Genomic DNA, 11999 nt, shown 5'->3' with positions numbered 1-11999 from the left:
TTCGGAGCGATCGCCATATTTCGCCACAATTGAGCCGCAGTTGGTCATAGCTGCGCCACGCCAGCGCCTCCTTGGAGCTTTTTAATAACACTCAAACGGGCCACAACAGAACAGGCCCACACGAGTAAGAAAAGCCGCTAAGGAGCAGAACAATGAAAAAAGTAGTGATGGCCGTCGCCCTGGGTTCTCTGATTGCCACCGGAGCCCACGCTAAGGAACAAAATGAATCCAATCTGACTCCGGCCAAGCAGGCCTCAGTCTTTACCGGCTCTGCAATTGCCGGTGCAGCATTGGGTGGGCCCGTTGGCTTTATCGCCGGAGCACTCGGCGGAGCCTGGCTCGGAGAGCAGATCAAGCAAGCAGACGAGGCAGATATGCTGGCAACACAACTGACAGAGAGCCGTGCAGAGCTCAGCAACCTGGCACAGCAATTGGATGCGGCTCAACTGTCCGCGAACGACGCCAGCCAACTGGCCCTGGATTCACTGCAATTCCAAATGCTGTTTACCACTGGGGAGGACGAGCTTCAGGAGGGTCAAATGCACCAGCTGAGTGCCATGGCTGACTTCCTAAAGCGCCACCCCCACCTGCAAATTCACCTGGAGGGACACGCAGATCCCCGCGGCAGCGACGGCTACAACAATGTACTGTCCGATCAACGCGCCCTGAGTGTGGAAGAGGCTTTGGTATCGCTGGGAGTTGATGCCTCAAGAATCAGCCGCAGCGCACTCGGCTCCACCTACTCCCAGGCAGCCCGAGGCGATGTAGACGCCTACGCCATGGAGCGCCGCGTCGACATCCGCTTCTCCCTTCCGGAGTCCATGGCGGGAAACTTCTGAGTCTGAGTGAAAGGGGCACGGCGGACAACAAATCCGCATACCCCCTCGTCTTCAAGCCGCACTACATAAGCGTGAGTGGATCGCAAATCCACTCACGCAACTCCAAGCTGATAGAAACCCTGTTGTATTTGCGGGCGCCTTGCGCCCGCCTTTTTGCCTAACCCCTGCAACTTCGTGCATGATTCTCCGCCAGAAAGGAATTAAGTCGGGATTTGTCATGAGTGCAACCATCGCCATTGTCGAAGATGAACGCGCTATCGCAGAAAACTACCGCGATGCTCTGCGCCGCCACGGTTACCGGGTCGATTTATACAGCGCCAGGATTGAGGCCATGGATGCTTTTCGCCAGCGGCTGCCGGACCTGGCCGTGATCGATGTTGGCCTGGGCAGCGAGGTGGAGGGCGGTTTTGAGCTCTGCCGGGAATTGCGCGCTATGGCGCCGAGCCTGCCAATATTATTTCTCACCGCCAGGGACTCAGAGCTGGATATTATTTCCGGACTGCGCCTGGGGGCTGATGATTATCTCACCAAGGATATCTCCCTACCCCATATGCAGGCGCGAATTAACGCCCTACTGCGCCGCGTTAGCGTGCTGCGGGATCAAAACGATGAAGGCGAGAGCTTAACTCAGGGAAAGCTATGGCTGGATATTTCCAGGCTCCACTGCCACTGGGATGAGCAACCCGTGGACCTGACCGTGACCGAATTCTGGATTGTCCACGCCCTGGCCAAAAGGCCCGGCCACGTTAAATCCCGCAGCCAACTAATGGAAGCAGCCCGCGTAGTACTGGATGACAACACCATCACCTCTCACGTCAAAAGAATCAGGCGCAAGTTCCAGGCGCTGGACACCGAGTTTAATGCCATAGGAACCGCCTACGGCATGGGGTATCGCTGGCAGCTGTAAACCGCCATCGGGCGAACAATTTCAAAAATTTAAGTATGAACCTACGCCGCCAACTCTTGCTCGTCAGCCTTGTCGCACTCACCCTGCCCTGGGCCGGCTGCCAGTACCTCCGCCAGGTGGACGCCGCCCTAGCACAAGGCCAGATCCAGGCAATCGAGGCAACTGCGGCGGCAATTGCCGCGCGCTTGGCCAGCGCCCCCCAGCTTATCGCCCCAGATCCTCAGCGCCTTTCGCGCCCACCAGGGGCTCAGCTCTACCTGAATCCCCTATCTCAAGCCCCGAGAGTCGACGGCTATGGCGATGAGTGGCGAGCACAGCAACTGGAGCCCAGAGCCCTTGAGGACGAGCAGCTATCCCCTATGGCCCAGGTGACGCTGGGGCAACTGGATAAGCAAATCTACCTGCTTCTCACTGTTTCGGACTCAACCCCCGCCTACCGGGACCCCCGCACAGGCCTGATCGCTGGTGGTGACACCGTAGAGCTGTTTACCGCTGACCGGCACTACATCCTGCCCGTCGCCAGCCAGGGGGCCACCAGCGCCTTGTGGCACAACCCTAGAGAGGGCCGCTACGAGCGCGAGCTGCGTTTCAGGGGCCGATGGACTACTTCTGGTGCCGGCTACCAATTGGAGCTGGCTCTACCACAAACCCTAACCGGTGGAGCCCTCGCTATCCGCATTCACGACAGGGCAAACAGCAGTGGCTCCTCACCGACTCGCAGCGCCAGCACACTTCCAACAGATGGCCACCCAGGACGCCTGGTGAGCCCTCTGCCAGACCTTCAAAGAGAACTCGACCACTTTGCGCGCCCTGGACTGCGCCTCGCAGTACTGGACAGCGAGGGGTTTCTTCTTGCCAGCAACGGACAACTACAGCTGGCAGATTCCGAGAGCAATTCGTGGCTGAGAGACTGGGCTTATCGCAAATTGCTTTCCAGAGAGGATTTGCCACAGCTGCCGGAAAATAGCTTGCCTCTTCCGACGCCTGACAGCCGTGGCACCCGGGAGCAATGGTATTCAGGACCGCTGCAATCCCGAATTGGTGCGGTGAGTGTGCCCGTTATCACCCGGGTCGACGAAGTGGTTGAGCGGCCACTTCTGGGGCAAGTCGTCGTCCTGCAATCTGGCGAAGCGATGCAATCAGTCACCGAGGGAGCAGCCCACCGGTTGTGGTTGATCAGCTGCGCCGCGGCCGCTATCGCCCTGCTCTTCCTTTTGGGCTACGCCAGCTGGCTTTCCTGGCGCGTGCGCAAGCTACACCAGGCCGCCCGCAACGCAGTGGATTCCAGCGGCAAACTGCGCGGCAACTTTCCCCATTCAAAGGCAAGCGATGAACTGGGAGACCTAAACCGGGCCTTCGCCAGCCTGCTCGCAGAACTGGACCAATATCACCAGTACCTGCGCACTCTCGCCAGTAAGTTGTCACACGAGCTACGCACACCGCTGGCAGTGGTTCGCTCATCCCTGGATAACCTCGCCGCCGGAGAACTCGACGACCACAGCCGCCGCTATGCAGGGCGGGCTATGGATGGCAGTGCAAGGCTGTCGGGGATTCTCAACAGTCTCTCCGCAGCCAGCAATCTTGAAACCAGCATCCACCAAGCGGAGCGGGAGCCTTTCGACCTGGCAGACCTGCTTGAAGTCATGACACAGTGCTATGGCGATGCTCACAGCGAACACCGATTTACTCTGAACAAACCCACTGGGGAGCTAGCCTGCCACGGCGCACCGGAGTTATTGGCTCAACTGCTGGACAAGCTGGTGGATAACGCATGTAGCTTCGCCCCACAAGGCAGTGAAATTTGCCTGTCAGTGGCAACAAACAGAGATACCTACTTGATCACAGTGGGCAATGACGGCCCTCTGCTCCCGGAAGGTTACGCTCACAAGCTGTTCGACTCTCTCGTTTCTGTGCGCAACCAGGGCGATAATGCCGGCCACCTGGGGCTGGGACTGCATATCGCAAAACTGATCGCAGACTTCCACGGTGGCTCCTTAAAAGCCCGAAACCGCAGCGACCGCAGCGGTGTAGAGTTCAGCCTGGAGTTGCCGACCGGGTAACCGCCGTTGTGGATTGACAACATATCTGCACCGAGACGCCCGCTATGGTTGACAAACAACCAACTGTGGGGATAATGTCGCGTCCCGATCGGGCCCCAGGGCCTGTTAGTTACAGATTTATAGATTCCAGACAGGAGCAACCGGTGGCCAACTCACCTCAAGCGAAGAAACGCGCGCGCCAGAACGACAAGCGCCGCATGCACAACGCCAGTCTGCGCTCCATGGTGCGCACCTACATCAAGAAGGTAGTTGCGGCCATCGATGCCGGCGATGCGGAAAAAGCAAAAACTGCGTACGCAGAAGCAGTTCCCGTTATTGACCGTATGGCAGACAAAGGCATTATTCACAAGAATAAAGCCGCTCGTCATAAGAGCCGTCTGAACGCTCAGATCAAAGCTCTGGCCGCCTAATCCCTTAGGCAGCAGACACAAAAAAGCCCCGCATTGCGGGGCTTTTTTGTATTCGAAACTTGCCAATTCAGAGCAGGATCAGGTTATCGCGGTGAATCAATTCATCGTCATCCCGATACCCTAAAAGGTCGGCAAACTTCTCCGATGACTGCCCCAGAATCCGACCGCTCTCACTACTGTCATAATTGACCAGGCCCCGCGCTATCTCGCGACCTTCAGCATTCCTGCAAGACACCAGATCTCCGCGCCTGAAATGCCCTTCAACAGCGGTAACCCCCACCGGCAACAAACTGCTACCACTCCCAGTCATAGCTGCCTCGGCACCGGCATCCACTAACAGGGTTCCGCGCACCTGTAACTGTCCAGCGAGCCAGCGCTTACGCGCCGCCAGGGGGTCCGCCTCTGGCAGCAACAGGGTACCCAACTGCTCGCCGGCACAGACTTTATCTATCACCGCCTCCAGGGCGCCGCCAGCGATCACTGTGCGAGCTCCTGAGCGCGCTGCCAGCTGCGCTGCGCGCACCTTGGTGGTCATACCACCACGACCCAGACCGCTGCGGGAATCCCCCGCCATCTCCAGCAGCTTGGGATCAAGTGCAGATGCCTCACTAATTAATTCTGCTTCGGGGTTATCGCGGGGATCTTCAGTAAACAGCCCATCCGCATCGGTCAAAATCAGCAGCGCATCTGCCTCAACCAGATTTGCAACCAGAGCCGCCAGGGTATCGTTGTCGCCGAAACGTATTTCGTCAGTCACTACCGTGTCATTTTCATTCACGATAGGCACAGCCCCCAGTGACAGGAGCGTGCGCAAGGTGCTGCGAGCATTCAGGTAGCGAGTGCGATTGGAAAGGTCATCGTGATCCAACAGGATCTGTGCGCTGCGAATATCAAAGCACCCAAAAGCCTGCTCATACACCTGCACAAGGTGGCTCTGCCCCACCGCGGCAGCCGCCTGCAATTGGTGGATAGACTCGGGCCGGCGACACCAACCCAACCGGTCCATCCCGGCCGCAACAGCACCGGATGAAACCAGAACAACTTCGATCCCTCGACGGCGCAAATCAGCCATCTGTGCAACCCAGGCAGAAATGGCTGCGGTATTCACACCTCGACCATTATCTGTCAGAAGGGCGCTACCAATTTTTACCACCCACCGCTGGGCCTTGGTCAACGCCTGCCGGGACACTGTTGCGGAGTCCATGCTTCCCCCTCAGGACAAGATAACTATTGAGCGAGCCAGGCGAACTCAGCAACTGCTCGCTCCACACAATTTAAGAGCGATACTCAACATCCACATCGTGGTCGTCGTCATCATCCCAATCCTCGTCATCATCCACCTGCCCCTTGGCAGCTTTGCGCTTAGCGCGATGACTCTGTCTCAACTCTTCGATTCGCTCGCGAGCTTCGCGCTGCATTTGGCGCTGCGCTTCCAGCTCCACCACAGCCAAGTCGGGATCTCGCTCCTCAATTTCCTGACGTTCTTCCAGGTAGTCCATCAAGCGTCCACCGAGGGCATCGGTACCCTCTTTCCGAATAGCTGCCACACGGAACACAGGCCCTTCCCAGCCCAGAGCATCCACTACCGCCTGGCAGCGCTCTTCCAGCTCCGCAGCGGGAACCAGGTCGGTCTTGTTCAATACCAGCCAGCGCTCACGCCCTGCCAGTGTCGGGCTAAAGGTGGACAACTCGCGCTCAATGGCTCGGGCATTCTCCACCGGATCAGAGCCATCGAAGGGAGCCAAGTCAACCAGGTGCAACAAAACACGACAGCGAGTTAAGTGCTTGAGGAAGCGAATCCCCAGGCCCGCCCCTTCGGCTGCACCTTCAATCAGGCCGGGAATATCTGCAATCACAAAGCTGCGATGCTTCTGAACCTGCACCACCCCCAAATTTGGTACCAGGGTAGTAAAGGGGTAGTTGGCCACTTTCGGTTTGGCCGCAGAGACGGCGCGAATAAACGTGGATTTACCCGCATTGGGCAGTCCCAACATGCCCACATCTGCCAGAACCTTCAGCTCGAGCTTGAGACTGCGCATCTCACCCTCAGTGCCGTGTGTGGTCTGACGCGGCGCACGGTTAGTACTGGACTTGAAGCGGGTATTACCCAGGCCGTGGAAGCCCCCCTGGGCCACCAGCTGACGCTCACCGGCTTCGGTCATATCGCCGATAGTCTCGCCAGTATCCACATCAATGATCGTGGTGCCCACCGGCACCTTAAGGACCAGGTCCTCACCCTTGGCGCCAGTACAGTTGCGCCCTCGACCCGGCTGACCACTCTCAGCGGCGTAGCGGGGCTGGTAGCGATAATCCACCAGGGTGTTCAGGGAATCATCAGCTTCCAGGTACACGGAGCCGCCATCGCCGCCGTCACCGCCATCCGGGCCACCCTTCTCAACAAATTTTTCCCGGCGAAAGCTCAGGCAGCCATTGCCGCCCTTGCCTGCCTGCACAGAGATGGGCGCCTCATCGACAAACTTCATAATCACTCCACCGCCACAGCGGTTGTCTCATCCGGTGCGCAGATGCGCGCACTATCATCATACCAGCCGACAAGCCGCCTCCTGTGGGCAACTGCCACCCTAACTTCCCGTCGCGGTCTTTTTACGACTTTTCCAACAAAAAAGCCCCGCAATAGCGGGGCTTTTTATGAAGCTTGGGCTAATGACCGCTTAAGCAGTTTCGATAGAAACAAACTTGCGGTTGTTGGGGCCCTTAACTTCAAACTTCACAACGCCGTCCGCAGTGGCGAACAGGGTGTGGTCTTTGCCCATACCAACGTTAACACCGGCGTGGAACTTGGTGCCACGCTGACGAACGATGATGTTGCCTGCTGCTACAGACTGGCCGCCAAAGCGCTTCACGCCCAGGCGTTTACTCTCGGAATCGCGACCATTTCGCGTACTACCGCCAGCTTTCTTATGTGCCATGAGTCGTTACTCCTCTCTTATGCCTTGATGCCAGTGATTTTAACTTCGGTGTACCACTGACGGTGGCCCTGGCGCTTCATGGAGTGCTTACGACGACGGAACTTGATGATTTTCACCTTCTCGCCGCGGCCGTGGCTTACCACTTCAGCAGTTACTTTAGCGCCATCTACAATGGGAGCGCCAATATTGATCTTGTCGCCATCGACAACCATGAACACTTTATCAAAATCGATGGATTCGCCAGTTGCTACTTCCAGCTTCTCCAGGCGAAGTACTTCGCCTTCTTCTACACGGTGTTGCTTGCCACCGCTCTCAAAAACAGCGTACATATTTCTATGCTCCGGTAAGGACGACACGAAGCAGCGGGAGGACCGGTAAGTCACTGCTCCGCATTTCGGGAGCTTGCGCCGTGTGTTTAACATCTATTCGCCAAAAGGCCCGCAGACGACCCAATAGCCGCAAAGAGCCCGCAATTGGCGGGGCGCAGATTCTAATCAATTCGCCGGGTTGATACAATAGCGCCCCTTCGCCTTCCGGCCCCCGGGAGGCCCCTGTCTAGTCGTATAAGGAACTCTCACATGCTGCCTTTTCACCGGGTCGCCACCGAAGACTTTGCTGCGGTTAACCAGCGCATTCTCGATCAACTGCACTCGGACGTTCCCCTGGTGGAAAATATAGGTCACTACCTGGTCGAAGCCGGGGGGAAGCGCCTGCGCCCACTACTGGTACTGCTTTGTGCCAAAGCTTGCGGCTATCCGGGTGAGAACCATATCGATCTCGCCACCATTATTGAGTTTATTCACACTGCTACCTTACTGCACGACGATGTTGTAGACACCTCTGACATGCGCCGCGGCCGCCTTACCGCCAATGCCAAGTGGGGCAATGCGCCCAGCGTACTCGTGGGAGATTTCCTCTATTCCCGCGCCTTCCAGATGATGGTTGCCCTGGAAGACATGAACATCATGGCAATTCTCTCAGAAACCACCAACACCATCGCAGAGGGTGAAGTACAGCAGCTGGTCAACGCCGGTGATCCCGCAGTAAGCGAAGAGAATTACTTCACCGTTATCCACAAAAAGACTGGCGCACTGTTTGAAGCCGCCTGTGAAACCGCTGCCGTATTAGCCAGCTGTTCAAGTAAAGAGCAAACTGCGCTGAAACTCTACGGCCGGCATCTGGGGCTCGCTTTCCAGTTAGTCGATGATGCTCTCGATTATCGTGGCAACCCGGAAGAGCTGGGTAAAAATGTTGGTGATGACCTGGCAGAAGGCAAGCCGACCCTCCCCTTGATCTACACCATGGCCAATGGCAGCAAAGAGCAAGCACTACTGGTAAAAACTGCGATTGAAGAACGTAGCGCGGAGAAGCTCAGCGAAATAGTAGAGGCCATTGAGGCCTGCGGTGCACTGGACTACACAATGGATCGTGCCCGGGCCGCTGTAGAAGACGCCAAAAAGCAATTGGCCTTTATGCCCGAGAGTGAACAAAAAACCGCCCTGCAGCAATTGACAAGCTTTGCTATCGAAAGAAACGTCTGAAAATAAACGCTGCCTGGGCTATCTCACCAACTCGGGCAGCGCTGTTATTTTTAGCACGATAAAAGGCAGTACAACTCCTATCTCCTCGAACTGCCAACAATCCTGACCAGCATCCAAGCTTTATTCGCATCTATTTTCCATTCTCCCCCCGATATTAGGTACGATTGTTCTTCTTGTTATTTTAAACGCCAGCACCAACTTTACAGGGCATCAAAATAACAAACAGAAATGTAATTGGTATAGAGAGACCAGGATATGAAAAGCTCTACTGCACTTTATCAGCTAAGAAATTACCCAGAATTATTCTTAGAAAATAACCTAGTGAGAATTACCGGTACAAAAGATACCGGTGTCATGGATTTTCAATTCGGGACCTATACCATGGGCATGGGCGCATCCGGTGTCGACAGTCCCAATGAATTATTTGCTTTCCACCGCCAAGGGGTCTTTATCGACGACCCTCAAACAGTCAAGGTTCACCATATCCGTATGATTGACTGGGATGAAGAGCTTGGCTTAGATCGCCTTGAGCCCTACCAAATGCGCAGCGGTGCCGACATTATGATTACCGGGCAGCTCAGTGACTGTTGTTTCTGCATTGGCGGTCGCAATGCGAATATGCCAGCCGTTGCTCATATTCGCCCCAGAAAAAAACAGGGACTTAATGGCAAGGCTACGCACAATGCGATTATCAATCGGGGAAAGTTCAGGTTTTTGGGTAACGTTACAAAATCCCTGGGGCGCTCAACCTTAAAACCCCACCATCACACCTACTCAGACTACGCCTCTGTAATAGGCGTGCGGGTTAAGAACCAGTGGCAAATCTACGCTCAACACTTAAAAACTCCCAAAGGCCCCATCCAAGCTGTCACCCGACTCTTATAATTTCTCCCATAAAACTAGATAAATAACTTTTAGTCCCCCCAAACCAAAAAGCCCCGCAGTTGCGGGGCTTTTTAATATTAAAAAACGAGTATTAACCGATAAGCTTAAGCAGCTCCTCTGTTTTCTCCCTCATTAACACCTCATCTCCCCGGGATTCAACATTCAGGCGAACAACCGGCTCAGTATTTGACATACGCAAATTAAAACGCCACTCAGGGTAAGCGATACTCAAGCCATCCACATGCTCGACGCTGTCAGCTGCAGGTCCATACTTTTCTTCTGCCGCCTTTAATAGTGCTGCAGCATCCTGAACCTTGGAATTGATTTCTCCCGAACAAGGGAAAGCAGCCATGCGTTCACCAACAAGCTGTGACAGCGATTTACCACTGCGACTTACCAACTCAGCGACCAATAACCATGGGATCATGCCGCTATCGCAGTAGGCAAAATCGCGGAAGTAATGGTGCGCGCTCATTTCACCACCATAAATGGCGTCTTCCTTGCGCATACGCTCCTTGATAAAGGCATGGCCGGTTTTACTCTGCACCGGCTCTCCTCCAGCAGTGCGGACAATATCCTCGGTATTCCAGAGCAAGCGTGGATCATGAACAACTTTGGCACCGCTGTTTTTTGCCAGGAAAGCTTCTGCCAGCAAGCCAACAACATAGTAACCTTCAATAAAATCACCACTTTCATCGAAGAAGAAGCAGCGATCAAAATCACCATCCCAGGCTATACCAAAATCAGCGCTGCTTGCCCGCACTGCCTCGGCAGTAGAATTGCGGTTTTCTGGCAAAATTGGGTTGGGAATACCGTTGGGAAAGTTGCCGTTGGGTTCATGGTGAACTCGCACAAACTCAAATGGCAAGTGTGGAGCCAGCGCATCAACAACCGCCCCCGCACCACCATTACCTGCATTAACCACCAATTTTAATGGTTTCAATGCAGTATTATCGATATACCCCAATAAGTGCTGCACAAAATCAGCGCGGTGTTCAAAGCGCTGCAAAGTGCCTCTTTGCTCAACCGGGGCAAAGTTGTTTTCTTCTGCCAAACGCTTGATATCCAGTAGACCGGTATCACCACTGATTGGACTACTGCCTGCACGTACAAACTTCATGCCGTTGTAGTCCATAGGATTGTGACTGGCAGTAACACAAATACCGCCGTCAAAATCCCCGTGGAAATTGGCAAAGTAGACCTCTTCTGTACCGCACTCGCCGATATGGAAAACATCGGCACCGGCATCTCGCAATCCATTCACTAGCGCATCAGTCAGCTCGCCACTGGTAAGCCGTATATCATGTCCAACAACTACTCGACGAGCACTCAGAAACTGAGCAAAAGCACGCCCCACTCGATAAGCAACATCGGTGTTAAGTTCATCGGGAACACGGCCGCGAAGGTCATAAGCCTTAAAGCAAGTCAGCTCACTCACTTGCTTTTCTCCTCAGCAGCCTGCTCTGGCAAATACACATTTTCATAAACGTGATTGGTAGCGTCTATAAAGCCCTCAACCGAACCACAATCGTAGCGGCGGCCCTTAAAAGCATAAGCTAATACACAGCCCTGCTGTGCTTGTGCCATCAGCGCATCGGTAATTTGAACCTCACCATTTTTGCCTGGAGGGGTATCACGGATCAGATCAAAGATATCCGGTGTCAGGATATAACGACCAATAATCGCCATATTACTGGGGGCATCTTCCGCTGCAGGCTTCTCCACCATATCGGTGACCTGGTACAAACCAGGTTTAATCTCATTACCACCGATCACACCGAATTTATGGATCTGGTCCTTCGGCACCTCTTCCACAGCAACAATACTGCAGCGGAACTGCTTATACAGCTGGACCATTTGCCCCAAAACTCCCATGTCTTCATTCAGGCACAGGTCATCCGCTAGCACAACTGCAAACGGTTCGTCACCAACTAGGCGATGCCCTTGTAAAATGGCATCACCCAAACCTCTCATTTCCCCCTGACGGGTATAAGAAAAGCTCGCCCTATCGATCACTTTACGGACTGAATCCAAATAACGTTCTTTACCGGTACCAGCAATCTGGTGCTCCAGCTCAAAGTTGGTATCAAAGTGATCCTCAATGGCACGCTTGCCTCGACCTGTAACAAACCCAATCTCGGTCAGCCCTGCCTCTATAGCCTCCTCAACACCGTACTGGACCAGAGGCTTATTCACCAGCGGTAACATTTCTTTCGGCATAGCCTTAGTGGCAGGAAGAAAACGAGTACCGTAACCGGCAACAGGAAATAGGCATTTCTTGAGCATTCTGCTCCCCCAATCAATTAAAAACAGCGCACCCCGCGCAGGGCAGGCAACGTATCATAGCGTCGTGACGCGAGCACTTACATACGATAACGTTAGACTTGGCCCAAAATGTGAATTCCCCAAGGATAAAGCCCAAAACTA

The 11999-nt window shown here is 54.7% G+C and carries 12 protein-coding genes; 6 read left to right on the top strand and 6 right to left on the bottom strand.

Annotated features, from left to right (window positions below; all coding sequences use genetic code 11):
• Window positions 1–152 precede the first annotated feature (152 nt).
• The 4 genes from ACJJIE_RS19830 (at window position 153) to rpsT (ending at window position 4216) form a co-directional block, all read left to right on the top strand.
• Window positions 153–839, top strand: coding sequence for an OmpA family protein (locus tag ACJJIE_RS19830; protein WP_108731695.1), 687 nt, complete (start codon window positions 153–155; stop codon window positions 837–839).
• A 217-nt stretch (window positions 840–1056) separates the two neighbouring features.
• Entirely contained in the window at window positions 1057–1746 is a 690-nt protein-coding gene (gene pdsR, locus ACJJIE_RS19825; RefSeq protein ID WP_108735148.1) for a proteobacterial dedicated sortase system response regulator, read from the top strand.
• Between the two features lie 35 nt (window positions 1747–1781).
• Window positions 1782–3806 (top strand): ATP-binding protein, encoded by a 2025-nt coding sequence (locus ACJJIE_RS19820; protein WP_444892730.1) that lies wholly within the window; start codon window positions 1782–1784, stop codon window positions 3804–3806.
• A 143-nt stretch (window positions 3807–3949) separates the two neighbouring features.
• Window positions 3950–4216 carry a 30S ribosomal protein S20 gene (gene rpsT / locus ACJJIE_RS19815; protein WP_108731693.1) on the top strand — a complete coding sequence of 89 codons (267 nt, stop codon included), beginning with the start codon at window positions 3950–3952 and terminating at the stop codon, window positions 4214–4216.
• Between the two features lie 67 nt (window positions 4217–4283).
• Here rpsT and proB read toward each other — a convergent pair whose 3' ends face one another.
• From proB to rplU, 4 genes are all read right to left on the bottom strand, one after another.
• Window positions 4284–5420: a glutamate 5-kinase gene (gene proB, locus ACJJIE_RS19810; RefSeq protein ID WP_444892729.1), complete on the bottom strand. Its 1137-nt coding sequence runs from the start codon at window positions 5418–5420 to the stop codon at window positions 4284–4286.
• Window positions 5421–5490: 70 nt separating this feature from the next.
• Window positions 5491–6699: an Obg family GTPase CgtA gene (gene cgtA / locus ACJJIE_RS19805; protein WP_444892728.1), complete on the bottom strand. Its 1209-nt coding sequence runs from the start codon at window positions 6697–6699 to the stop codon at window positions 5491–5493.
• Window positions 6700–6888: 189 nt separating this feature from the next.
• A complete protein-coding gene (gene rpmA / locus ACJJIE_RS19800; protein WP_073277572.1) occupies window positions 6889–7146 on the bottom strand; it encodes a 50S ribosomal protein L27 in 258 nt (85 codons plus the stop codon).
• Between the two features lie 17 nt (window positions 7147–7163).
• Window positions 7164–7475: a 50S ribosomal protein L21 gene (gene rplU, locus ACJJIE_RS19795; RefSeq protein ID WP_413664299.1), complete on the bottom strand. Its 312-nt coding sequence runs from the start codon at window positions 7473–7475 to the stop codon at window positions 7164–7166.
• A gap of 249 nt (window positions 7476–7724) precedes the next feature.
• Here rplU and ACJJIE_RS19790 point away from each other — a divergent pair, with 249 nt between their 5' ends.
• Both ACJJIE_RS19790 and ACJJIE_RS19785 read left to right on the top strand, forming a co-directional pair.
• Entirely contained in the window at window positions 7725–8687 is a 963-nt protein-coding gene (locus ACJJIE_RS19790) for a polyprenyl synthetase family protein (RefSeq protein ID WP_444892727.1), read from the top strand.
• A gap of 255 nt (window positions 8688–8942) precedes the next feature.
• Window positions 8943–9572, top strand: coding sequence for a hypothetical protein (locus ACJJIE_RS19785; RefSeq protein WP_444892726.1), 630 nt, complete (start codon window positions 8943–8945; stop codon window positions 9570–9572).
• Window positions 9573–9663: 91 nt separating this feature from the next.
• On the opposite strand, the gene ACJJIE_RS19780 is transcribed toward ACJJIE_RS19785, so the two are convergent.
• Window positions 9664–11010 (bottom strand): phosphohexomutase domain-containing protein, encoded by a 1347-nt coding sequence (locus ACJJIE_RS19780; RefSeq protein ID WP_444892725.1) that lies wholly within the window; start codon window positions 11008–11010, stop codon window positions 9664–9666.
• Entirely contained in the window at window positions 11007–11858 is an 852-nt protein-coding gene (galU, locus tag ACJJIE_RS19775) for a UTP--glucose-1-phosphate uridylyltransferase GalU (RefSeq protein WP_282934374.1), read from the bottom strand. Before galU ends, ACJJIE_RS19780 begins: the two co-directional genes overlap by 4 nt.
• Between the last annotated feature and the right edge of the window lie 141 nt (window positions 11859–11999).

Source organism: Microbulbifer maximicatervae (SeqCode) (assembly GCF_052467325.1).
The sequence above is the reverse complement of the archived record's forward strand: the minus strand, read 5'-3'. Positions and strand labels throughout refer to the sequence as shown.